A 25,334-nucleotide genomic window follows, 5' to 3' on the forward strand; every position below is an offset into this window, starting at 1 on the left:
TATATTAATTCAATTGACTTAAAAAAGCCATGGTGTCAACATTGTCTGCATAATCGTTTAAATCCGGCTGCTGTGCTTTTCCAAAAGGGATGGCATTTTCAAAATCATTTCCAACGATGCATTGAATGTTTTCTTCATTTGCTTTAAGCTCTTGCTTAATTCGATCAATATCTTGATAGTGCTCGTAATATAAAACCGATATTGGCGATGCAATGGCCATATCCTCTTTCAATAGTAAAAAACCATTATCGTAGTGTTTTACGGCATTCATCAGATAAAGTGAGCGCTGATAGTCGTGGTTGTTGGCGTATTTGTTATGATCAGCACTTGATGCGTAGTCCTGCCAAACATCGAGTACTTGCGTGATATCGTAATTTTCGGGTACGTAAAGTTTTGATACATTTCGGCATCCAAGACCGAAGTAAAGAAAAACATCCTGCCCTAATTTGAAAAGTTCATCTTTACTTTCCTTCCCTGTTAGTATGGCCACTGAATTCCGGTTTCGACGAATGATGTGTGGATATTTACTAAAGTAAGCTTCGAAATAGCGGGCTGAATTATTGCTGCCGGTTGCAATGATGGCATCAAAATCTTTTTGACCACTTAGCTGCTCATTTTTGAATGAGATTAAATTTCCGAATTCAGGATTGAGTTCTCTCAGAAGTTCTGCAATAAAATTGAGAAGACGATTGTCTTTTGAAGAAAGCTTTCCGATAAATTGATGACCTGAAATAAGAACACAAAGCATGTCGTGAAAGCCCACCATTGGGATATTTCCTGCCATAATTACAGCTACGCGTTTATCTGTAGTTTTCTCAGCAATTTGGTAATGATTGGTCCATCCCTTTAGCTTTTTTTTCTCCAAAAAGGAACAAATTCCTTGAATAGAAGCTCTAACATGATCAGGTGTGAACCATGCATTTTCAATGTGAGCATTCTCTATTAAATTATTGAATCCAATATAGAATCGTTCATTTAAATGATGATTGCTTTTGTTTGTTTTAGCGGTTTCAAATTGTTCAAGAAACTGTCCAAGACTAACAAATGCTTCTATGCGCTCTGATATGTTCATTTTATATTTGGTGTTGAAAAAATAAGGGTAGGTACTGTAATATGTCTGCAAATATATTAAAGATATTGGGATTCTCTAAAGTGACTTTAATCGATTTACAAACAGGTCTTATAATTGTTTAATAATGAAATTGTAGAGAATAAGTATGAGTGTGAGACTACTCAAGATGCGGTTGGATTTGATTGTCCATTTCGACCTGAACTTAATGTGTATGACTAAACTTATACCAAGAAGAATTATAGGTAACAGAGCAGGATATGTTTGAATACTGTCAATAAAATTTCCTTTTAGTAGCAAAATAAGGGCTGATTGTAAGCCACAGCCCGGACATTCTATCTGATAATTCTGATAAAAATGGCAAGGGAGACTGTTCGTTTCCAGCCAGTGTATGAGTTTTTGCCACATTTATTGAAGATTCAATTAACACATTTTTACATCTGAATGTTAAATATATACAAAAGAGAAGTTTTTTTGTCAGGTTTTAAAATCGAAAATCAGTACTTATTCACTTAACGAAACAAAAAAAGCGCTGCAATTAATGCAGCGCTTTGGGATATTTTATAATGATCAATTAATTATCATCATCAGTTTCTTTCATAGTTGGGTTGAATTCCCAAGTGTCATCTAAATAGATTCCTGAAGCTAAACCAGTCGTAAAGAAACCTCTGTTATCTAAAGTGAAAGCAACAGCATCTTCTCTCGATGGAATTTCATTTTCAAGAGATGTTCTTTCTACCCATTCATCTTTGCTTGGATCGTATTCCCAAACTTCTCTTGAATAACCGCCTAATTTTCCAGTTACTAAATAGCCTTTGTTGTTGATTACAAATGCTACACCTTCAGAGCGCTGAACGTCTTCTCTTTTATTATCATTATCTAAATATTTCTTTTTAGTCCAGCCATTAGAAGTGCCTGATACTTTTGTAGGATCATATTCCCAAACGTATTTTAAACTGTTATCACCAGAAATAATATATGCTTTTTCGTTGATAACGAAAGTTGTTGCATTTCTCGATTTTTCACCGTCGAAAGCAATTTTTGTCCAATTACCATTCTCAAACTTGTAAAAGTCTTTTAGATAGTTTCGATCTTCTCCTTCTTGGAAACCATAACCGGTTCCAACATAACCGATGTTATTAATAGAGAAAGCAACAGCATTTTGTCTTGCACCACCAGCAAAATCGTTAGCTACCTTAGCCCAAGTGTTAGTTTCTGGAGTGTATTCGTAGAAGTCAGCAAGTCTGTTGTCTTCTTCATCGAGACCAGTTCCGACATAGCCTTTACCATTAGCAGTGAAAGCAACCGCTTCTCTTCTTGCAATACCAGGGAAATCAGCAATTTTACTCCATCCTTCCTGTAAACTATATTTGTAGAATGTGTTTAAAGCATCTTTACCATCATAACCTGTACCTACGTACACATTATCTCCAATAACAAAGCTTACAGCTCCACCACGAGGACGTCCTTCAAAAGATGAACCTTTAATCCAGTTACCATCCAAGCCGTTGTCACTACCACAGCCAGTGAAAAATAGAGATAATGCAAAAAATGCAAATAATAGTCTTTGTTTCATGTGTTATGATTTTATCAATAATTAATAGATTATACTTAGTCGTCATAAGTAAAAAGACAAAGCTTTTTTTTTCTTATGACGACAAATATAAATAAAAATCAATAGGATTGGTTTTTCTCTACATAAAAATACCGTTCACTTTCGAAAAATTAACAAATGAAAATCTCGATTAGAAAATCTCGATATTTTATTTACATTTGTGCGTTATCCAATAATTTCTTATAAATCATCACATGATATTAGTTCATGATTTATCCTTAATTTATATGATTAGCAACCTGCTTTTATTTAGAATGAAAAAAATAAAATATTTCGCATTTCTAACCTTTCTTGCTTTCTTCTCAAGTTGTAATTCAGATGTTTTTGAGGAGCATGAAATTGGTGAGAATTTGATTGATAAATCAACAGAAGTTCTCTTGATTGACACATTTACAGTTGATAGTTATACTGTTAAGCTAGATTCGATTGTCACTTCAGGGGGCTCAAGTGCACGAGTGGGACAATATCAAGACGATTTTTTTGGTAAGGTTCGTTCTGAGTTTTATGGAATATTAGATTATGGAGGCGGATTTGAGTTAAAAAAGGATATTGAGGATGCCATTATTCCAGTTGAATTTGATTCTTTAGTTTTTATTACCTATTTCGATAAAAACTTTTATGGAGATACACTTAAAGAACAAAGTATTTCGATACATAGGGTAACTGAAGAAATTGATTTTGCAGATGGGACGGCCAGTTTTTTTGGACACAACGAGTTTGATTACGATGATAAAGTATTGGGAGAATTGACTTTTAAAGCACGTCCTTATAGAACAAAGAATGAAAGGCCTTATAATTTAAGAATTCCGATGGGGGATGAGCTTGGTCAGAAGATCATTTCTATGGCTATGGAAGCGAACGATACTTTATCTGAATCTAAAAAATGGAAAAGATTTTTTGAAGGGATTGTTTTAAAGCCTGGAGAGGATGACGATGCAGCAATGTTGACTTTTAAAACGGGCGATACATTGATGAAAATGCGTGTGTATTATAGTAACCTTGAAGGAGAAAATACAGATGTTGTCTTATATCATGATTTTCCGGTTAAGTCTGATCCGTTCAATTTTTCAAATTATACATCCGATAAAAGCTCAACACCTCAAGATTTAGGTCGTATTGTCGAACGTACTGATGAATTGAGTTCTGAATTGACTGATAATCTTGCTTTTGTGCAAGGAGGTGTGGGGTTTATAACAAAAATTAAGATTCCTTTTATAGAAAATTTAAATACTTTGGGTTTAACAGGAGGGATTCTGAAAGCAGAGTTGGTTTTTTATCCGATGGATGGTAGTTATGACAGTAAACTTTTTAAGTTGCCAAATTCAGCACCATTTAATATTTACAAAACAAATGCTGATAATATGGCTTTAGAGGCTGTTATTAATCCGACCATTAATGGGCCTGTGGCATCTAACTATAATTACAATTATGACAATCCGGATGAATCTTTTTATTCTTTAGATATAACAAGCTATGTCAATGAAATTTTAATGCAAGGGCAGGAGTATGACGATGCTTTGTTGTTATCTTTTCCTTTGGAGGGATTAGGAAATTCTATGGAGCGTATAGTTATTGAAAATGATCCTAAGTCTGATTTTCGAATTAGATTAAAAACAACGTATGTTGTGCAAAAATAATTGATATTACTTGACCAATTTAATTACTAATATATGTGTAACATAAGAATGATTGTTAAGCCTTTTTATTTTATAAAAAAACTCATTGCATTCTTAGGCGTAAGTTTATTGTTTTTAACAAGTTCAACTTTTGCTCAGAATAGTACCAGTTCACCCTATTCATATTACGGACTAGGGGAGTTGAATCAAAATGGAAGTGGTAACAGTATTTCTATGGGAGGGACGAGTCTTGCCTATAGAGATGGAGGTGTTTTGAATATTCAAAACCCTGCAGCATTGGCTTATATTGATAGTCTTAAGTTTATCTTTAATGCTGGTATGGCTGTAAAATATACCAATTTAAATCAAGGAGATAAGAGTGATGCCTTTAATGATTATAATTTGACCAGACTAGCTTTTGGTTTCAAGGTTTCTCCAAGATACTCAACTGCCTTTTCGGTATCACCTTATTCGAGTTTGGGCTATGATATTGCGAAGAGAGAGAAGGTGATTGGTTCTGAAACATATTTGAATCGCTTTTTAAAAGGATCTGGAGGATTGAATCAGCTGATTTGGTCGAATGGGGTGAAAGTAACTAAGAATTTTTCTTTAGGTATTAATGGTATTTATTTGTTTGGGAATAATACTCGGGATGAGATTATTACTCTTGAGAGTGAATCTACTTATACATACAATAGTAAAACAAAGCTAATTTCTCAAGGTATCTATTTTAATCTTGGTGCTCAGTATCAAATTAATTTAGGTAAATACAATTTTAGTTTAGGAGCCAAATATCAACCCCGATTAGCAGTTGATGCTGAGCAGGTTATTGAGGTGACAAATTATAGTAGTGGATTTGGTGCTGTAAGACACAAAGATACTGATGATGGTGCGTTTGATGTTCCGGAAAGCTATGGTTTAGGCTTTGGAATAAATAAAGGGAAACATCTATGGATTGGAGGAGATTTTCTTCATGAAAAATGGAGTGATACAGAAGTTTTCAAAAAAAGTTATTCATTGCGCGATCGTAATAAATTCAGTCTTGGTATGGAATATAAGGCTAACGATGGATATGCTAGAAAATTTTTCAAAAAAATGACTTATCGTCTAGGTGGATTTTACGATACGGGTTATATTACTGTAGAGGATGAGAAGATCGGAGCGATGGGTCTTAGTTTAGGCTTTGGTATTCCTATGGCTAAAAATACGGGTATGATTAATCTAGCCATTGAATTTGGAACTTCTGGAACAACGAACAATAATATGGTTCGTGAAGATTTTACGAGAATTACAGTTGATATTAATCTTTTCGAACGTTGGTTTGTGAAGCGAAAATATCATTAATAGATTAGACCTGATTAGAAAATATATATACCCAAAAACAATATTGTTTTTGGGTATTTTTTATTGATGGATTTATATGAAAAAATGGAATAAAAAAATAATAGACCTCTTACTCCAATTTAGAGTTGATAAAGAATAATATTGACTAATTTTGTGTCGATCTAAAGTTTGAAGATAACTTTATATTTAAATACCATAACAACACAATATCACTAATAGAACCTGGTTGTATTTTTTGTCTCGAATGGATTATTCTTATTCGATTACAATGAGTTTGCTGGTTTAAAAAGATTATAATATGAAAATGATTTATAAACCTCAAGAGTATAGAATCAAAGATGAAAGGATGAAACCTTTTATTGACGAGTCTGAGATTTGGGAGATATTAGATTCTGCAGAACCTACAAAAGAAAATGTAAGAGCAGTAATTCAAAAATCATTAGCTAAAAACCGTTTAAGTTTGCAGGAAACTGCACTTTTGTTAAAAACGGAAGATCCTGAGTTAATTGAGGAAATAAAGGCGGGAGCACGAACTTTAAAGGAAAATGTATATGGCGATCGTATAGTCATTTTTGCACCATTATATGTAGGAAACAAGTGTGTTAATAATTGTACGTATTGTGGATTCCGAGCTTCAAATAAAAAGCAAAAACGCACAACTTTAAATGATATTCAACTCAGATCTGAGGTGAAGTCATTGGAAGATAACGGTCAAAAGCGTTTGATTTTGGTATATGGTGAGCATCCTATGTATGATGCTGACTTTATCGCGGATTCTGTACGTACAGTTTATTCAGTCAAATCAGGATCAGGAGAGATTCGACGTGTCAATATCAATGCTGCTCCTTTGGATATTGAGGGGTATAAAAAAGTTAAAGAAGCCGGCATTGGCACCTATCAGATCTTTCAAGAAACCTATCATCGTGAGGCCTATGCGAAATACCACTTGAGTGGTCAGAAGAGTAACTTTGATTGGCGTTTAACAGGTTTAGATCGTGCACAAGAAGCCTTAATTGATGATGTTGGTATTGGGGCCTTATTTGGTTTGTACGACTGGAAATATGAGGTTTTGGGACTTCTTCGTCATGTTAACCATTTTGAGGCATGTTATAATGTCGGTCCTCATACGATTTCATTTCCGAGAATAAAGGCTGCATCTGATTCGACTATTGACCCTAGGTTTGAGGTTAACGATGATGATTTTATTCGTTTAGTTGCTATTCTGCGTTTAGCCGTGCCTTATACAGGTTTAATTTTAACTGCTCGTGAAACCAAAGAACTACGTGAAGAAGTGATTAAGTTGGGAGTTTCTCAGATTGATGCTGGAACAAACATTCAATTAGGAGGATATTCTGAGGAGAGTCGTGAAGAGCAACAGTTGGATCATGAGCAATTCGAAATAGGCGATACGAGAAGTCTGGGAGAGGTGATAGATGAATTGTTGGATAAGCAATATTTACCATCGTTTTGTACGGCTTGTTATCGTAAGGGGAGAACAGGAGAGCATTTTATGGAATTTTCAGTTCCTGGTTTTATTAAGCGATTCTGTACTCAGAATGCTATATTAACTCTAGCGGAATACCTTGAGGATTATGCAACGCCTGAACAAAAGAATAAAGGCTATAAGTTGATTGATTTAAAGGTCGAAGAACTGAATCAGAAGGATAGTCTTAAAGTGGCTCCTTTATTAGATCGTTTGGAGAAAGTGAAAGAAGGAGAGAGAGATCTGTATTTTTAGATTTTAGCCTCATATAATATTTAAACAAAAGCCCGAAATATCGGGCTTTTATTATATGTGATCAATCCAAAATGAAGGAAAAAACTTTATTTAATACTAAATAAAGTCGTTGTGTTTTTTAGTTATCATCATTTGTTTCTTTCATTGTAGGGTTGAACTCCCAAGTGTCATCTAAATAGATTCCTGGAGCATAGCCAGTAGTAAAGAAACCTCTATTGTTTAAAGTGAAAGCAACAGCATCTTCTCTTAATGGAATTTCATCTTCTAGAGATGTTCTTTCTACCCATTCATCTTTGCTTGGATCGTATTCCCACACTTCTCTTGAATATCCGCCCACTTTGCCTGTTACTAAATAGCCTTTGTCGTTAATTACAAATGCTACACCTTCAGAACGCTGTATATCCTTCATTTTTGTCCAGCCATTTGAGGTTTCAGAAACTTTTGCAGGATCATATTCCCAAACATCTTCAATACTATTGTCACCAGAAACAAGGTAAGCTTTATTATTGATAACAAAAGTCGTTGCATTTTTTGATTTTTCACCATCAAAAGCAATCTTAGTCCAGTTACCATTTTCAAATTTATAGAAGTCTTTAAGGATGTTTCTGTCTTCTTCTTTTTGGAAACCATAACCAGTTCCAATATAACCAATATTATTAATAGAGAAAGCAACAGCGCTTTGTCTTGCACCACCAGTAAAATCGTTTGCTACTTTAGCCCAAGTGTTTGTTTCTGGAGTATATTCCCAAAAATCAGCAAGTCTGTTGTCATCTTCATCGACACCAGTTCCTACATAACCTTTACCATTAGCAGTAAAAGCAACTGCTTCTCTTCTTGCAATACCAGGGAAGTCTGCAATTTGTCCCCATCCTTCTTGTAAACTATATTTATAGAATGTGTTTAAAGCATATCTACCATCATAACCTGTACCTACGTACACATTATCTCCAATAACAAAGCTTATAGCTCCACCACGAGGACGTCCTTCAAAAGAAGAATGTTTAATCCAGTTTCCAATTAGAGTACCACTTTCAGATGTTCTATCTATCACGTTAAATGATATATACCCAAAATCCGAAGGGTCTTTTTCTTCAGTACTTAAAACCTCAATATTAATTTTTGATCTTTTATCTTTTTCTATATCAAAATTTAATGGTAATGGGTTTTCAATAAGTTCTGCCAATTCTGAATTTTGGTAGGGAGCTGCAAAGATTATTTTATTATCGGAATTTTTTAATTCGAATTTTGTTAGTTGATAATCTGAGTCGACTTCTAATGTTATCGACTCTGTAGTATATGTGCCTCCTCCCCAGCTGTTGATATTTATTTCTTTATTGTCGAAGTCCTCCAATACCTTCCCATTGTGTTGGATTGTGATGAGTGCTTTAGATACATTCTCCAACGAATATTCACTATCTGATTTTGTTTTGGATTGAGGTTTGAATGAAAAGGAAAACGTTCCGTGAAAATTTTCTATTTCTTTATCTTTTTTACAGGAACAGAATATAAGTCCAATAGCTAAAATAGATAGGGAAAGTATTTTTTTTATTTTCATAAATAACAATTGTTAGTTTATATCATAATGAGTTTTATTTAATGGTTTAAAATTATGTATTTTTGACATAAAATAACTACTATAAATAGAATTTATCTAACTTATGGCTTTGTCCATCTCAATAATAAAGTTACTTCCTCGTCCAATTTCGCTCTCACACCAAACTTTACCATCCATGGCCTCAATATATTTTTTTACGATTGACAAACCAAGTCCGGTTGATCGTTCTCCAGCAGTTGGTTTTGCACTAAGTACCTGAAATTTCCCAAACATTCTTTTCTGATCTTCTAAGGAAATACCTGGCCCTTCATCTTTAATCATCGTCTTTACTTTATTACCATCTTCCCAAACTTTAACCCAAATTTCTTTATTTGATGGTGAGAATTTTATCGCATTTGAAATTAGGTTCTCATAAACTTGTGTCATGTATTCGGGATCAACTTCTACGTAAGTTTCGGTTGATTCGAAGTTTAATTTGATATGCTTTTGTTCGAGTTTTTCTTTAAAATTCTGATTGACGATATTGAGTAATCTTGATAGGTTAATTTTCTCAAGTTGAAGGTTAATACTTTTTGATTCAATCATTTTAACATCAAGAATACGTGTAATCATTTTATTCATGCGGGTCAAGGCATTCAGCATGAAATCAATGTTTTCAACATCTTCAGGCTGGTTGCTGTTTTTAATTTGTGATTTTAAATATTCAGCAATTGTTAGAGTTGATGTTAATGGGTTTTTTAAATCATGTGCAATAATTCCTATTAGGTGATTCTTTTCATGATTCAATTCTGTGAGTTCCGAATTTTTTCTGAGAATTTCCTCTTTCTGCAGGTTGATGTTGTTGTTTGCTTTTTGTAACCACTTTGCTTGTAGTTCAATCTTTTGGAAGACCTGAGCATTTTCGATTGCAATGCTAGCGTACACGGCAATATTTTGTAGAAGACTCAAGTGGTAGTCTTTAAATGCATTTTTTAAATAGCTTTGTACGGTAATAACGCCAATGACTTTACCTCTTACTTTGAGAGGGAGGTAGATGACTGACTTGGGTAAGTGAGTGTTATTGATTGAAATGACTTTTTCTATGTATTTCGAGGCTTCCTTGTCAAGATCATTGATGAAGACTTCAGCTTCATTTTTGTAGCAGTACACTGCTAGCCTATTGGGGTCATCTAAATCAAATCTAATATTATTGATATCATTACCATCTTCCTTGAATCGAGGGAAATAAAGATCTTTTTTCGATTTATCGTAAACACCAATCCCAAAAATTGACGCATCCATCAGTTCTTTTACAGATTGATAAGCCGAATCAATAATCCGTTCAAACGAGAGGTTAGCCGTAATTATTTTTCCGATATCACTTAGATGTATGAGGTTCATATACGACTTCTGAAGAAATTGGGATTGTTGAAGAATTTCTTCTTTTTGCTCCTCAAGAGCTTCATTTTTCTTTTCAATTTCAGTTTTTTGTAGTCTGATCTCCTTTGTCTTATCAAAGACCATTATTTCAAGCACTTTTTGCTTGTTGCGAATGTTGATTAATCTAATTTTAATGGTTAAAAACACCACTATAGCCAGAAAAATAACGAGAAGGGACAAAAACCACCAGGTTAACCACCATGGTGGTTGTATCGTGAATGTGTATTCATATGGAGTGGAAGTCCATATGCCGTCACTATTCGAAGCTTTAATTTTTAGGGTGTAGGTTCCGGGAGGAATTCTTGAATAAATAGCTTCTGATTTGCTTGTGATTGGTGACCATTCTTTATCCAGACCTTCAAGAATCCATTTGTATTTTACCTTTTCGGGGGACTTGTAAGATAATGCCTCAAAATTAAATGTAAGGTGATGCATATCATGGGTTAATTCCAGTTTCTGAGGAATAGGAAACCAAGGGCTAATAGAGCTATATTTATCCTTATATTTTTTATCATTCCAATTTATCTTTTTGAAAAATAAATTGATGCTGGTCAGTTGAATAATGGGTGGAGTTATGTTGATGTTATCGTTACTTGGATTGTATACCATCGCTCCATTTACAGTTCCAAACCAGAGGTTTTGATTTTTATCAATATAATTGCTGGCACCGTTATTCTCGATCCCAATAAAACCATCGTATTTGTCGTAGTTGCGAATTTTGTCAATTTTCCCCGATAAGTCGATAGAAATTCGATCAACACCATTTTGTGTTCCAGCCCAGATATTTCCTTCTTTATCTGTAAGAATAGAATATGTAATTTCAGAACTTAAGCCATCTTCAACGCTTACTTTTGTCCAACGCTGATCGTCCCAAAAGCTAAGGCCTCCACTGAAAGTAGCAGCCCATATCCGGCCTAGTTTGTCCTCACAAGTTTGCAGCACCCAATCGTGGCTTAATCCATTTTTAGAGTCGTAATTAATGATTTGGTCGCCATCGAGTACCGAGACACCATGCATATGGGAAAGCCATAGGCGATTCTTGGAGTCAATAAAAATGTTCGAAATATTCTCGCTGGTTAAATCATGATTTTTTGAATTAATTTCGCGCCTTTTGTTATCCTTATCAATAAAGACAAGGCCATTATTTAAAACAGCAAACCAGATCCCATTTTCGGCAGTACAGATATCTGTGATAATTGTGTTGGGATGAAATCCATATGTTTTTGCTGCTGATTTGATTTTTCCATTCTGATATTCCAATAATCCATTTTCAGAGGCAATAAGTATTTTACCATTGTCCAGTTCCAGAAGATCGATAACCCTGCTCAAGGATGGATGCATCTCTGTGGTTAGAATTTGAGATTCTCCATTTTTGTAACGAACAATTCCTTTCCCCGAAATACTAAACCAATAATAACCATTTGAATCTTGAAGGGTTGCCAAAACAATATTTCCACCAATAATGTTTGTGAAATCTAGGGATAAAAATTTGTTTGAGCCATATTTAATTAATCCGTTCCCACTGGTTGTTAGCCAAATATTCCCCTCGTTATCTTCTAGCACTTCCTGAATGTAAGGCGATATCAAACCTTTGCTTTGATCAATAATTTTAACATTCCCATCAGAAACAATGGCCAAACCGACTTCCTTAATACAAATCCAAAGTCTTCCTTTAGAGTCAAGATTTATATTTGTAATATCTAGTGGGTTGATTGATTCGGGAATATCAATTTTGGATATTTTATTGTTTTTAGTTTTAAAGATTGAAAAGCCAAAATTGGGTTTGAAAGCTCTGTACCAGCATTCATGGTTAGAATCAAAAAACGCGGGGACAATAATTTGGTCTTTGAACAGACTTTCATCATTAAGTTTAGATATGGACAGTTTGTTGTCTTCGTACTCATACAGTGCGTTCTGCGTTGTAATCAGGAGTTTTCCTTTCGGATCGTTTAAGATGGAGAGAGCTCGATTTTTAGTACTGAGTTCTGGATATAATTTATTGGCATTATAAATATGCCCATCTTGAATATAGACCAGTACGCGTTGATTATCTTTAATTCCCAGTGCCCATATTTTTCCATCATTACTTTCTTGAATTTGGAAGTATCTGGCTACAGGAAGACTATCGGTTTCGTTATAATTGATGAATTCAATTCCGTTAAAAAGACTGATGCCAGTGCTGGTTCCAATCCAAATGTTATCTTTACTATCTTTGAACAAGGAGCGAATGTTATTGTCCTCTAAACCATGATTTTTATTATAGGAAAAGAATTCCTGCCCATTGAATCGGGATAAACCGCCTCCGTTTGTACCCAGCCACAAATTGCCTGTTTTGTCTTGAATAATTGATGACACTTCTGATTGTGGTAAACCTTGTTCTAAAGAATAATTTGTGAAACTATACTGCTGAGCATAGTTTACCATGGAGAGTGTTAACAGAAAAAGGCTTATTAATATTTTATTGAACAGGTTGTACATATTATCAATGCTTATCTTGTGGCTTAAATAATTTGGCCAATTGTAGCTTAAGGTTGCTTTTGATATTCTTTAATGTTAACAGTAAAATTTGCCTTTTAGTATATTTAATATAAAACTGAATAAAAAGCAGTAAAAGGTACAAATTTTTTTAGGCATTTAAAAATAGTACTTTTGTTATGGACAAATCGAAATAATTGAAGTTTTTGATTTGTGTATTTAACTTAAGTATTTAATCGATATTATACTAATTATCTGGTTTTAACCTAAAAATATGTTGATCAGATAAAAATCTTAACCTTATTTACAATGACTACTAAATTAATTACAAAGATTGGATTTGTTGGTTTGACCTTGTCTTTGTTTTCATGTCAAATCCAGAAACCAATAGAAAAGGCTGAATCTGTAATATCTGAGGCGCGAATGAAAGAGTACGTTCAGGTTCTGGCTTCAGATGAATTTCAGGGACGCAAACCTTTTTCTCCAGGGGAAAGTAAAACGATTAAATACATATCAGAAGTTTATTCTGATTTGGGATTAAAGACTGATAATAATTATTTGCAGGAAGTTCCTTTGGTTGAAGTAACAGTTGGGGTAGATACACCAATGCAGTTTGAGACAAAAGGCAAAGAGCAAAGCATTCGATATAAGGACGATTTTGTTGTTTTTTCGCGTCGTTTAAAAGATCAAATCGAAGTAAAAGATTCTGAGATTGTTTTTGCGGGTTATGGTATTGTTGCTCCTGAATATGGATGGAATGATTATGAGAATCTTGATGTGAAAGGAAAAACCGTTTTGGTCTTAGTGAACGATCCAGGGTTGGATTCAGGCAATGATGAATTGTTTAAAGGTAACGAAATGACCTATTATGGTCGTTGGAGTTATAAGTTTGAAGAAGCGGCCCGGCAAGGTGCAGCAGCTTTATTAATTATTCATGACAATAAGGGAGCGGGTTACCCCTGGTCAGTGGTTTTAAATTCGGCATTGGTTCCTAAATTGTATCAGCAATCTGAAAACGCTTATCAGGACAGAGCAGCGATAGAAGGTTGGTTGACTCATGAGGTTGCTTCCAAATTATTTGCGGAGAATCAGCTGAATTTGGATGAGTCCATTTTGAATGCTAAGAAAAAAGGTTTTCATGGGTTTGCTTTGGATACAAAAATGAGCATAACAATTCGAAATTCATTTCGTGAAGATGTGACGCATAACGTTATTGGAATTATAAAAGGGAGTGACTTATCAGATGAATGTATTGTGTATTCTGCGCACTGGGATCATCTTGGCATAGGTCGAAAAATGAATGGAGATAGTATTTATAACGGCGCAGTTGACAATGGTACATCATTGGCTTGGATGTTTGAGATTGCTAAGGCCTTTAAAGCCATGCCTACACCTCGGCGTTCTGTGGTATTTTTAGCTCCATCAGCAGAAGAATCGGGGTTGAATGGATCTGCTTATTATGTGAATCATCCTTTATTCCCACTTCATAAAACTGTAGCAAATATTAATAATGATTTGATGTTGCCTTATGGTCGCATGAAAGATTTGATGGTGACAGGCTATGGTCAGTCCGAATTGGATGATTATGCCGAAGAGGCTGCCAAACAACAAGGGCGTTATATCTTGCCAGATCCTAATCCTCATACAGGAATGTATTATCGGGCTGATCATTTTAGTTTTGCTAAAGCGGGAGTGCCGGCTTTGTTTGCTCGTGGGAATAACGACCATGTTGAGAAAGGCAAGGTTTTTATGTCTGAAAAAGAGAAGGATTGGTTGGCAAATAATTACCACAAGCCTTTTGATGAATATCAGGATTGGTGGGATTTATCGGGTGTAGCCGAAGATGCTAAACTGATGTTTCGTATTGGATGGAAACTGGCTAATGAAGATTCATTTCCTCAATGGAAAGATGGTTCTGAATTCAAAGCCATTCGTGAAAAGCAATTTGTAAATAAGAAAAACTAGACTTAGGTTTTAGTCTATACAACCAATAAAAAAAAAAGTGATCTCAATTTTGTTGAGATCACTTTTTTATTTTGTATCAATTAGTGTCTTGATTTATAATGTAAGGAATCACCCCATTGACCATAGCCAATTTCACCATCAGCCATATTGATACGAGCTTCCATACAGTTGGTGCAATCATCCGCACCTTCATCAATACAGGGTTTGTTTTGATATAAAAGGTAGTTGGCTCTTTCTTGTGTCGGTGTAATATTTGGCATGATAATATTTGCTCCAATTTTCAAAGCTTTTTCTCTTCCCAAAGGATCAATAGCTTGCAGGGCAGTGGCTGCAGCAATATTAATATCCTTCATCATGATTCGAAGAACCGCAATCATTCTAAGCGTTAACCTAAATCTTTCATTCAGACTCATCAACTGATCCTTGTACTGGTACAATGGGGTCTGGTCATGTTCGATAAAAGGGCCCATACCCACCATATCGATATCAAACTTTTTCATGAAAAGCAGATCGTTGGCCAAATCTTCGTAGGTTTGAAAAGGAAGACCAATCATCACGCCCGTTCCCGTTTGATAGCCAATATCCTGAAGCGATTTCAAGCATTTAAGTCGGGTTGCATGCGAGTGTTCTTCGTTATTGGGGTGGATTTTATTGTAGAGTTCAGCATTACTCGACTCAATGCGTAGCAGATAACGATGGGCTCCGGCATCAAACCATTTTTGGTAGGTTTCAGGATTTTGCTCACCAATTGAAATGGTGATCCCCAGCTCATTATTACTGATTTTTTTGATATCTCTTAAAAGTTGACTGATGCGGTCAACAAAGGCAGGATCGGAACGTTCGCCAGCTTGCAAAACCATTGAGCCGTATTTGTGTTCGTGGGCAAATTTGGCAGCCTTCAGAATCTGCTCATCAGCAATATCGTAGCGATTGACCTCTTTGTTAGTGGCCCGAATGCCACAGTATAAACAGTCTTTTTTACAAATATTAGAGAATTCAACTAGTCCTCGGAAATAGACTTTATTGCCGATATATTCAAGTTTTACTTCGTGTGAACGTTTAAATAAAGCTTTCTCTTGTTCACCACTAGCCTTCAAGAGTCGAATAATGTCGTCTTTGCTAAAGTTCTCTTTTTGTAATAGTGCGTTGAAACTAATATTCATATCAGTGGACTTAGATTTTATGAGCTTGAGTTTGTTCTGCAAAAATAGTGATAAAAATTTAAGATTTTCTTTCGAATGGCAGTATTTGGAGTTTCATACTCGAAACTCTTTAATGTGTTTATTGGAAGAATTTTAGTTTAAATATTAAAGACCTGATTGTATTGGCAGTTTATGCTGAAGTCAGAAAATAGGGGGCTTCATTGCAAACGTTTGTTTTAGATCAGTTCTAAATTGTTGTTTTTTTCTTGATAAATGGGGATTTGCTTACAGATTACTAGTGATTCTTCTTTTTAGAGTATTGATTCTTACTATATTTGTCCAAAATTTTGATGAATCATAAGTTGGTTCTGGGGAATTAAATTTACAAGATACTACACCCGAAATCGGTTTTAAGGTGTTTATACAATTGAGTAGGTATACACGCTTTATTTTGCAGATCAGAATTTAATTTGAAATAAAATACTAAAACATATACAATGATTAACGAACAGTTATTAAATCCTAAAAGTATTGTCGTTGTTGGAGGTTCCGACGATGTACAAAAGCCAGGTGGTAAGGTTTTAAAGAATCTTATTGATGGAAATTTTCAAGGAAACCTATATGTTGCTAACCCAAAGTTAGACGAGGTTCAAGGAATTAAGTCATATAAGAATCCACAAGATTTACCTGAAGTGGATTGTGCAATTCTTGCAATTGCAGCTAAGTTTTGTCCACAGACAATTGAGTTGTTGGCAAAAGAGAAAAACACAAGGGCTTTTATTATTCTATCTGCTGGATTTAGCGAAGAGAATGAAGAAGGAGCTGAACTTGAGAGACAAATTGTTGAAACGGTGAATTCAGTTGGGGGTGCTTTAATCGGACCAAACTGTGTTGGTGTTTTAAATTCAAACTATAATGGTGTTTTCACAACTCCAATTCCATCATTAGATCCTAAGGGATGCGATTTTATTTCTGGATCAGGAGCAACAGCGGTATTCATTATGGAGTCCGGTGTACCTAAAGGGCTTTCTTTCTCTAGTGTTTATTCAGTAGGGAACTCTGCTCAGATGGGTGTTGAAGAGATCTTGAAATATATGGATGAGAGCTACGATCCTGAAACTTCCAGCTCGGTTAAATTATTATATATCGAGAATATCGACAAGCCAGAGATGTTATTGAAGCACGCTTCATCTTTGATTCGTAAAGGTTGTAAGATTGCTGCAATTAAATCGGGTAGTTCTGAAGCGGGTTCTCGTGCTGCTTCATCTCACACAGGTGCACTAGCTAGTCCTGATGTTGCTGTAAATGCACTTTTCAAAAAAGCGGGTATTGTTCGTTGTTCAGGTAGAGAAGAGTTGGCAACTGTCGCTTCCATCTTTATGCATCCTGAATTGAAAGGTAAAAATATTGCGGTTATTACCCATGCAGGTGGGCCGGCAGTGATGTTGACAGATGCGCTTTCAAACAATGGTTTGGATGTACCGCATATCGAAGGACCTAAAGCTGATGCTTTGCTTGAGAAACTTTATGCAGGCTCTTCAGTGGCAAATCCAATCGATTTCTTAGCAACAGGTACAGCTCAGCAGTTGGGTGATATTATCGATGCTTGTGAAAATGATTTTGACAATATCGATGCGATGGCTGTTGTATTTGGTAGCCCGGGTTTATTCCCTGTATATGATGTTTACGACTTGTTGGATGAGAAGATGAAGCAGTGCAAGAAGCCAATTTATCCAATTCTGCCATCGGTTATTAATGTGAAAGATGAAATTGAACATTTCTTAGCTAAAGGTCGAATCAATTTCCCTGATGAAGTTGTATTTGGTGACGCATTGGCTAAGGTTTACAATACTCCAAAGCCAGAGGCTGAAAATATTGTGATGCCTGAGGTTGATAAAAAAGCAATCCGTGCGATTATTGATGAGGCTGATAATGGTTATTTAGCTCCTGAGAAAATTCACGCTTTATTGGATGCTGCTGGTATCGACCGTTCGAAAGAAGGTGTGATTGATACGGTTGAAGCTGCTAAGGAAATGGCTAAGGAAATTGGTTACCCAATGGTAATGAAAGTTGTTGGTCCGGTTCACAAGTCAGATGTTGGTGGGGTTGTTTTAAATGTGATGAATGAGGAAACAGTGGTTGCAGAATTCGAGCGTTTGATTAAAATTCAGGATACTTATGCCGTAATGATGTGTTCTCAGCATAGCGGAACAGAAGTTTTTATTGGTGCAAAACGTGAAGATAAATTCGGTCATATGGTTCTTTGTGGACTAGGTGGAATTTTTATCGAAGTATTCAAAGATGTGAAAGCAGCTTTAGCTCCAATTTCAAAAGATGAAGCGCACGAAATGATTCGCGGTTTGCAGTCTTATGGTATTATTAAAGGGATGCGTGGACAAGAGCCTGTAAACGAAGATAAGTTTGCAGATGCAGTTTCTCGTGTTGCTGCTCTGATGACAGTGGCTCCTGAGATTTTTGAAATGGATTTAAATCCACTTTTAGGATCGAAAGATGCTGTTGTTGCTGTTGATGCTCGTATTCGAATTGAAAAAGAGATGTAAAAACTGTGGCTTAGCTTGTTTGTAGGTTCGTGAATTTGACGATACCTTTACATTCTTCAAATTGACAATTTACTCACTTACTAAATCACTCATTATATTATGAGAAAGTTTAAAGATCTAAGCCTGAATGAAAAACTGATGATCAGTTTTATCCTAATTCTTTTAATCGCTATTGCTTTAAATTGGAGCAATGTTTTTAAAGGAATAAAAAAAGGCTTCGATATTCAGACCGAACAACCGGCCGAATAAGCTGGATGATACCCGAGACATCGTCTCGGGTATTTGTTTTAAATCTTGATCTTGCGATCTCGATATTATTTACCATTTGCATGATATTATAAAATGAAAAAACAAGATTTAATATTCATACTTTGTGTTGTCATTTTCTTTCTGCCATTTTTTGTGTCAGACGAAGTGTTTAACTTTTATGTAGGCTATAATAAAGCTCACGGTATGGTTACCAGTTTCATTAAATTCGCAGTTCTGGCGACTTTGGGTGAGATAATCGGTTTAAGATTGAAATCCGGTGTTTATTACCAAAAGGGTTTTGGTATTCTTCCCAGAGCCATTGTATGGGGATTCCTGGGATTAAGCATCAAGCTGGCTTTTGTCATTTTTGCTACCGGAACACCGATCTTCATTGCTTATCTTGGTCTTGATGGTGCAACTGAAATTATGAAAGGCGCTTTTAGCACCGATAAGCTATTGGTTGCTTTTGCAATATCAGCTTGTATGAACCTTATATATGCACCCGTAATGATGACTTTGCATAAAATTACGGATACCCATATTATTGATAATGGCGGAACGTTAAGAGGTTTTCTGAAACCGATTCAGTTTTCTAATATTTTTCAGAAGCTGGATTGGGGTGTGCAGTGGAATTTTGTTTTCAAAAAAACAATTCCATTTTTCTGGATTCCGGCACATACATTTACCTTTTTATTGCCACCAGATTATCAGGTTTTGTTTGCAGCCGTTCTGGGAATTGTCTTGGGGGTATTACTCGCCATTGCAAGTTTGAAAAGTGCTAAATAATTATAACTTTGTAGAGGATTGAAAATTATAAATTTTTAATCCTCTATTTTTTTACAATAAGCACAAGTGGGTTCACTGTGTTTGGTTTGATGTCTCATCTCTTTTATACTGAAAATATGACTAAAATTGGTTTGTTTTACGGCCCTGAAGAAGGTAATGTAGAAAAAGTAGCCAAGCTTATTGCTGGCAAACTTAAAAATGTTGATCTGGTAAAAGTTAAAGATGTTGATGCAGATGCTTTCGATGCGTACGAGAATATTATTCTGGGAATTTCGACACTTGGAAAACACACGTGGTCTTCGGATAATACAGGAAACGATTGGGATCAATTTTTGCCCAAAATGAAGGGGATTAGTTTAAAAGGTAAGAAGGTTGCCATTTTCGGACTTGGGGATCATGTTGCTTACGCTGATTTCTTTGTTGATGCTATGGGAGAATTATTTGAGCTTGTTAAAGAAACCGGAGCGACCCTTATTGGTGAAGTGAGTGGTGAAGGTTATGAGTTTAATGAATCTCGTGCTTTTATCGATGGGAAATTTGTAGGACTTCCTATTGATGAAGACTTTGAAGAAGAATTAACTGAAGAAAGAATCGATAATTGGTTGAAAATCATTGAGCCGGAGATGATTTAAAAAATATTCATATATAAATTGAAGCTTTCTTCCCTTGAAGAAAGCTTTTTTTTTGCCGAAACTATCAGTTTAGTATTTTTAAAACGATTACTCTCTTTAGATTGTAATTATATAAGCTTAATTCGTTTTAATTTGTAAGGAAAATTTGTAAAATTGCAGTAATTAAAATTTAAACAATAACCCTTTAAATATAAAATATGAAAACCCCCATAAGTTCTCAAATCGTTGATGCTAAATTAGCTCTGTGTGAGATAGATAAGATGGAAGATGCCACTATTCGTGATGTTGTACGTGTGGTCAATATGATTGAAGAAGAGAGTGGAGAGAAATTCATTCGTATGGAAATGGGGGTTCCGGGTTTGGCAGCCTCTAAATTTGGTATTGAAGCAGAAAAAGAAGCATTGGATCGTGGTGTTGCTTCAGCTTACCCAATGCTTGAAGGTGTTAAGCCTTTGAAAGAAGAAGGTTCTAAGTTCATCAAAAATTTCATGGATGTAGAATTAGGCGCAGAAGGTGTAATTCCAACTGTTGGTTCTATGCAAGGTGGATATGCTGCTTTTATGGCTGTTTGTTCGGCTACCAAAGGTAAGGATACGATCTTATTTGTTGATCCAGGTTTCCCGGTGCAGAAAACACAGATGGATGTTTTGGGAATGAAATATGAAACTTTCGATATTTACGAGTATCGTGGTGATAAGCTACAAGATAAGCTTGAATCTATTATGTCGAAAGGAAATATTGCGGGTATCCTTTATTCAAATCCTAACAATCCGGCTTGGACTTGTATGAACGAGGACGAGTTGAAGACAATTGGTGAAATGGCTACAAAATACGATGCGATTGTATTGGAAGATCTTGCCTATTTCGCTATGGATTTCAGAACAGATTTAAGTCAGCCAGGTGTGGGTCCTTACCAGCCTACTGTTGCTCGATATACAGACAACTATATCTTGATGATTTCTAGTTCTAAGGCATTCTCATATGCTGGTCAAAGAATTGGTTTGCTTTGTATTTCTGATAATCTTTACAATAGAAGATATGAAGGAATGAAGAATCGCTTTGGTTTAGATAAATTTGGCGATGCTGTTGTATTCAGAATTATTTACACATTATCTTCAGGTGTATCTCATTCAGCACAATATGGTTTACATGGTATGCTAAAAGCGGCTAACGAAGGTAAATTTAATTTTGTTGAAGATGTAAGAGAGTATGGTGAGCGTGCTAAGATTATGAAGAAACTATTTATGGATAATGGTTTTGAATTGGTTTACGGAACCGATCTTGATGTGCCTTTGGCTGATGGATTTTATTTTACAATTGCATATCCCGGACTAACCGGTTCCGATTTGAATAAGAAATTGCTGTACTATGGTATTTCTGCAATCTGCTTGAATGAAACAGGGAGTCTAAAAGAAGGCCTTCGTGCTTGTGTTTCTCAGATCTCACGCGATCAATTTGCTGATTTGGAGTTCAGATTGAAAGAGTTTCATAAGCATCATCAAGTTCTTGCATAACTGAATGCTTATACATTTCGTATAAGTAAGAGGTGATCAGAAACAGATTCGTATAAAATATGCCTCTCAAGTAACGAATTTGTTATATATGGGGCATAATTTATTTAGACTGATTGTAAATTTTTGATATTGGCGATGAATTGAAAGGAAAATGATGGAAGTCGCTTTTGATTTGTTACCTTTATCGAGCAAATTAACATTAAATTCTTAATATATAAACGCTATGGCAAAATTCAAAGGTGCTATTGTTGTTGATACCGAAAAATGTAAAGGTTGTGGCTTATGTGTTGTAGCCTGCCCTACAAAGGTTATCGAACTTGCACGCGACGTTAATGGCAAAGGTTACCATTATGCCCACATGGCCAATGCTGATGCATGTATTGGTTGTTCAAGTTGTGGTTTAGTTTGTCCGGACACAGTAATTACTGTTTACAGAGTAAAAGCAAGCTAATTACTATTTAATCAAAATCTGAAAATCTTAAAAATATTTTTGTAATGGGAGATATTCGATTAATGAAGGGGAATGAAGTGATTGCTGAAGCAGCTATTCGTTGCGGATGCGATGGGTATTTTGGTTACCCAATTACACCTCAGTCCGAAGTTATGGAGACCCTTATGATTCGCAGACCTGAGCAGGAAACCGGAATGGTTGTTGTTCAAGCGGAAAGTGAAGTCGCTGCAATTAATATGGTGTACGGTGGTGCATCTTGCGGTAAAAAAGTAATGACATCATCTTCAAGTCCTGGAATCAGTTTGAAGGCTGAAGGTATTACTTATCTTGCCGGTGCTGAATTGCCTGCCTTAGTTGTTAATGTTGTACGAGGAGGACCAGGTCTTGGTACGATTCAGCCAGCTCAGTCTGACTATTTTCAAGCTGTAAAAGGTGGTGGACATGGTGACTACAAGCTAATTGTTTTGGCTCCTGCTTCAGTTCAGGAAATGAACGATTTTGTTGAGTTGAGTTTTGACTTGGCATTTAAATATTTAAATCCAGCAATGATTTTGACTGATGGTGTTATTGGTCAGATGATGGAGAAGGTTGAATTGTCAGAATTCAAGCCTCGTTGGACTGAAGAAGAAATTATTGCGAAGTCTGGAACTTGGGCTACTACAGGTAAAACTGCAGATAGAGAGCGTAATATTTCTACATCTCTAGATCTTGATTCAGCTAAGCAAGAAGTCTTTAATCACAAGTTGCAAGCGAAATATCGCGCAATGGAAGAGAACGATGTTCGCTTCGAAAAAATCAATTGTGATGACGCTGACTATCTATTCGTAGCTTACGGATCAAGTGCTCGTATTTGTCAAAAAGCGATTGAGATTGCTCGTGAAAAAGGAATTAAAGTTGGTTTGCTACGTCCTATAACTCTTTTCCCTTACCCAGTTAAGCAGATCCAGGAAATGCTTGGTCAAGTAAAAGGAATTTTATCAGTAGAAATGAGTGCTGGTCAAATGGTAGAAGATGTACGTTTGGCTGTTAACGGTAAGGTGCCAGTTGAGCACTTTGGTCGTTACGGTGGAATCATTCCTACTCCTGATGAAGTAGTTGAAGCATTAGAACAAAATTTTTTAGGAGAATAAGTTATGACAGCAACAACAGAACTTAAGAATATAATTAGCGAAGAGAACGTTGTTTACAAAAAAACTTCCGTTCTTTTAGATAACGAAATGCATTATTGCCCGGGTTGTACTCATGGTGTAATTCATAAAGCAATTGCTGAAGTTATTGACGACATGGGTATTCAGGAAAAGACCATTGGTGTTTCTCCTGTAGGATGTTCCGTGTTGGCATATAACTATTTAGATATCGATTGGCAACAAGCTGCTCACGGTCGTGCGCCTGCATTGGCTACAGCAACTTCTCGTTTAATGCCGGAAAAATATGTTTTCACTTATCAGGGTGATGGTGATTTGGCTTCTATCGGTTGTGCTGAAATTATGCACGCTTGTAACCGTGGGGAGAGCATCGTCGTATTCTTCGTGAACAATGCCATTTATGGTATGACCGGAGGACAGATGGCACCAACCACACTTGAAGGACAGGTGACTGCTACATCTCCTTACGGACGTGATTGCCAGACAACCGGTTTCCCAATGAAAATTTCTGAAATGGTAGCGATGTTACCAGGAACTCGTTTTGTGACTCGTGAGTCTGCAGAAACTCCAGGTGCGGTTCGCAAACTGAAGAAAGCAATTCGTAAAGGTTTTGAAAATACCAGAGAGAATAAGGGTATTTCATTCATCGAAATTGTTGGTACTTGTAGCTCGGGATGGAAAATGTCTCCAGTACAGTCTAACGTGTGGATGAAAGAAAACATGTTCCCTTACTACCCACTTGGTACATTAAAAGACGAGTAAATTTCATTAGGGATAGAGCGAGATTAACTTTATGGTAGATTATTTAGAACAATCGATGATCTATCCCATAATCGATTAAAACTGTAAAAAAATGACTGAAGAAATTATAATTGCAGGATTTGGTGGTCAGGGTGTACTTTCAATGGGTAAAATTCTTGCTTACTCAGGTATTATGCAGGATCAGGAAGTATCATGGATGCCATCTTACGGTCCTGAAATGCGTGGAGGTACAGCTAACGTAACTGTAATCTTAAGCGACAATCGTATTAGTTCACCCGTATTGAAGAAATTCGATACAGCTATTATTCTTAACCAGCAATCAATGGATAAGTTTGAGGCGGATATTAAGCCTGGTGGAACTTTATTATATGATCCAAACGGTATCACACGTCATCCGGAAAGAACAGATATCAATATCTTTAGAATTCCAGGTGCAGCCTTAGCTACTGAAATGGGTAATCCTAAGACTTTCAACATGATTATTATGGGTGGTTTCCTTAAGGTGAAGCCTATCGTAAAAATTGAGAATGTTCAGAAAGGTCTTGAGAAATCATTGCCAGAGCGTCATCATAAATTGATTCCTTTAAATATTGAAGCAATTCAAAAAGGAATTGAAAATGTTGAAACTGTACTCGCACTATAGAACAAAACAACAACAAATACTATCCAATTAAAAAGAAGAATCTTACTATAAGATTCTTCTTTTTTTATATAAAATATGTTTTGTAACTTGATTGTCATAAAGTTACTGCCTATGATACATTATGACTTTGATAAAAGACGACAGGTGTTAAATTGCACTATGGTAGGTACAATTACGGTAGATGAAGTGGTTGTATTTATTGAATCTATAATAAAAGCTGACTATTTGCTGGCTGATTTGAATATGATCATTGATATGTTGGACTGTGAGGTTTTATTTCAGCTTAATCAACTTCAGAAAATTGCTGATGTCAATAATAGATTATTGGATAGATATCTGTCTGTTAAACACGCTATTGTATTAGATAAGCCACTTGATACAGCCATGGCTTATTATTATAAGCAACTTAGTATGCAAGGGAATTATATGCTGGAACTTTTCACAACTATTGAAGCTGCCAATAAGTGGATGGGAGTTTCTGAATTGAGTTCCGGATAAATTTTATTTGAGTAGGATAGTCGTTGTTTTTGTCTACTATCCCATTATGTATTTAAGGCTTGTTACCCCGGATGGTGCACGATTTTATAACGTTCCTTGAAAAAAAAGATAAAAGCCACATGATGCAACCGAAACTAAACGTGCGGTAGTAATGA

20 protein-coding genes are annotated in these 25,334 nt (G+C 35.7%); 14 read left to right on the plus strand and 6 right to left on the minus strand.

What is annotated here, in order from left to right:
• Window positions 1–4 precede the first annotated feature (4 nt).
• From EV201_RS11950 to EV201_RS11960, 3 genes are all read right to left on the minus strand, one after another.
• Entirely contained in the window at window positions 5–1,072 is a 1,068-nt protein-coding gene (locus EV201_RS11950; RefSeq protein WP_130307878.1) for an acyl-CoA reductase, read from the minus strand.
• A gap of 108 nt (window positions 1,073–1,180) precedes the next feature.
• Window positions 1,181–1,477, minus strand: a complete 297-nt coding sequence (locus tag EV201_RS16645; RefSeq protein ID WP_130307879.1) for a DUF2752 domain-containing protein — start codon at window positions 1,475–1,477, stop codon at window positions 1,181–1,183.
• Window positions 1,478–1,643: 166 nt separating this feature from the next.
• Window positions 1,644–2,645, minus strand: coding sequence for a Kelch repeat-containing protein (locus tag EV201_RS11960; RefSeq protein ID WP_130307880.1), 1,002 nt, complete (start codon window positions 2,643–2,645; stop codon window positions 1,644–1,646).
• 293 nt (window positions 2,646–2,938) lie between these two features.
• Here EV201_RS11960 and EV201_RS11965 point away from each other — a divergent pair, with 293 nt between their 5' ends.
• From EV201_RS11965 to hydG, 3 genes are all read left to right on the plus strand, one after another.
• Window positions 2,939–4,321 carry a DUF4270 family protein gene (locus tag EV201_RS11965; RefSeq protein WP_165389645.1) on the plus strand — a complete coding sequence of 461 codons (1,383 nt, stop codon included), beginning with the start codon at window positions 2,939–2,941 and terminating at the stop codon, window positions 4,319–4,321.
• A 33-nt stretch (window positions 4,322–4,354) separates the two neighbouring features.
• Complete coding sequence (bamG, locus tag EV201_RS11970; protein ID WP_130307882.1) at window positions 4,355–5,644, plus strand: BamG family beta-barrel-assembly machinery protein; 1,290 nt, start codon at window positions 4,355–4,357, stop codon at window positions 5,642–5,644.
• Window positions 5,645–5,942: 298 nt separating this feature from the next.
• Entirely contained in the window at window positions 5,943–7,382 is a 1,440-nt protein-coding gene (hydG, locus tag EV201_RS11975) for a [FeFe] hydrogenase H-cluster radical SAM maturase HydG (protein WP_130307883.1), read from the plus strand.
• 118 nt (window positions 7,383–7,500) lie between these two features.
• Here the strand turns inward: hydG and EV201_RS11980 are convergent, their stop codons facing one another.
• Both EV201_RS11980 and EV201_RS11985 read right to left on the minus strand, forming a co-directional pair.
• The gene (locus EV201_RS11980) at window positions 7,501–8,937 is read right to left on the minus strand and encodes a Kelch repeat-containing protein (protein ID WP_130307884.1); all 1,437 of its coding nucleotides are present in this window, start codon (window positions 8,935–8,937) and stop codon (window positions 7,501–7,503) included.
• 96 nt (window positions 8,938–9,033) lie between these two features.
• Window positions 9,034–12,834, minus strand: coding sequence for a sensor histidine kinase (locus EV201_RS11985; protein WP_130307885.1), 3,801 nt, complete (start codon window positions 12,832–12,834; stop codon window positions 9,034–9,036).
• Between the two features lie 306 nt (window positions 12,835–13,140).
• Here EV201_RS11985 and EV201_RS11990 point away from each other — a divergent pair, with 306 nt between their 5' ends.
• On the plus strand, window positions 13,141–14,796 hold the full coding sequence (locus EV201_RS11990; protein WP_130307886.1) for a M28 family metallopeptidase: 1,656 nt from the start codon (window positions 13,141–13,143) through the stop codon (window positions 14,794–14,796).
• A gap of 80 nt (window positions 14,797–14,876) precedes the next feature.
• Here EV201_RS11990 and hydE read toward each other — a convergent pair whose 3' ends face one another.
• Window positions 14,877–15,959: a [FeFe] hydrogenase H-cluster radical SAM maturase HydE gene (hydE, locus tag EV201_RS11995; RefSeq protein WP_130307887.1), complete on the minus strand. Its 1,083-nt coding sequence runs from the start codon at window positions 15,957–15,959 to the stop codon at window positions 14,877–14,879.
• A 476-nt stretch (window positions 15,960–16,435) separates the two neighbouring features.
• Between hydE and EV201_RS12000 the strand changes: the two genes are divergently transcribed.
• The 10 genes from EV201_RS12000 (at window position 16,436) to EV201_RS12040 (ending at window position 25,179) form a co-directional block, all read left to right on the plus strand.
• Window positions 16,436–18,499, plus strand: a complete 2,064-nt coding sequence (locus EV201_RS12000; RefSeq protein WP_130307888.1) for an acetate--CoA ligase family protein — start codon at window positions 16,436–16,438, stop codon at window positions 18,497–18,499.
• A 99-nt stretch (window positions 18,500–18,598) separates the two neighbouring features.
• A complete protein-coding gene (locus EV201_RS16390; protein WP_165389646.1) occupies window positions 18,599–18,748 on the plus strand; it encodes a hypothetical protein in 150 nt (49 codons plus the stop codon).
• Window positions 18,749–18,841: 93 nt separating this feature from the next.
• On the plus strand, window positions 18,842–19,534 hold the full coding sequence (locus EV201_RS12005) for an Mpv17/PMP22 family protein (RefSeq protein ID WP_130307889.1): 693 nt from the start codon (window positions 18,842–18,844) through the stop codon (window positions 19,532–19,534).
• Between the two features lie 116 nt (window positions 19,535–19,650).
• Window positions 19,651–20,166: a flavodoxin FldA gene (fldA, locus tag EV201_RS12010; protein ID WP_130307890.1), complete on the plus strand. Its 516-nt coding sequence runs from the start codon at window positions 19,651–19,653 to the stop codon at window positions 20,164–20,166.
• 197 nt (window positions 20,167–20,363) lie between these two features.
• Complete coding sequence (locus EV201_RS12015) at window positions 20,364–21,680, plus strand: aminotransferase class I/II-fold pyridoxal phosphate-dependent enzyme (protein ID WP_130307891.1); 1,317 nt, start codon at window positions 20,364–20,366, stop codon at window positions 21,678–21,680.
• A 223-nt stretch (window positions 21,681–21,903) separates the two neighbouring features.
• Window positions 21,904–22,131, plus strand: a complete 228-nt coding sequence (locus tag EV201_RS12020; protein WP_101308731.1) for a 4Fe-4S dicluster domain-containing protein — start codon at window positions 21,904–21,906, stop codon at window positions 22,129–22,131.
• Between the two features lie 44 nt (window positions 22,132–22,175).
• Complete coding sequence (locus EV201_RS12025; protein ID WP_130307892.1) at window positions 22,176–23,261, plus strand: 3-methyl-2-oxobutanoate dehydrogenase subunit VorB; 1,086 nt, start codon at window positions 22,176–22,178, stop codon at window positions 23,259–23,261.
• Between the two features lie 3 nt (window positions 23,262–23,264).
• Complete coding sequence (locus tag EV201_RS12030) at window positions 23,265–24,038, plus strand: thiamine pyrophosphate-dependent enzyme (protein ID WP_130307893.1); 774 nt, start codon at window positions 23,265–23,267, stop codon at window positions 24,036–24,038.
• 91 nt (window positions 24,039–24,129) lie between these two features.
• The gene (locus EV201_RS12035; protein ID WP_130307894.1) at window positions 24,130–24,681 is read left to right on the plus strand and encodes a 2-oxoacid:acceptor oxidoreductase family protein; all 552 of its coding nucleotides are present in this window, start codon (window positions 24,130–24,132) and stop codon (window positions 24,679–24,681) included.
• Window positions 24,682–24,840: 159 nt separating this feature from the next.
• Window positions 24,841–25,179 carry a hypothetical protein gene (locus EV201_RS12040; RefSeq protein WP_165389647.1) on the plus strand — a complete coding sequence of 113 codons (339 nt, stop codon included), beginning with the start codon at window positions 24,841–24,843 and terminating at the stop codon, window positions 25,177–25,179.
• Window positions 25,180–25,334: the final 155 nt, after the last annotated feature.

Source organism: Ancylomarina subtilis (assembly GCF_004217115.1).
In the GTDB taxonomy this organism is placed as follows: domain Bacteria; phylum Bacteroidota; class Bacteroidia; order Bacteroidales; family Marinifilaceae; genus Ancylomarina; species Ancylomarina subtilis.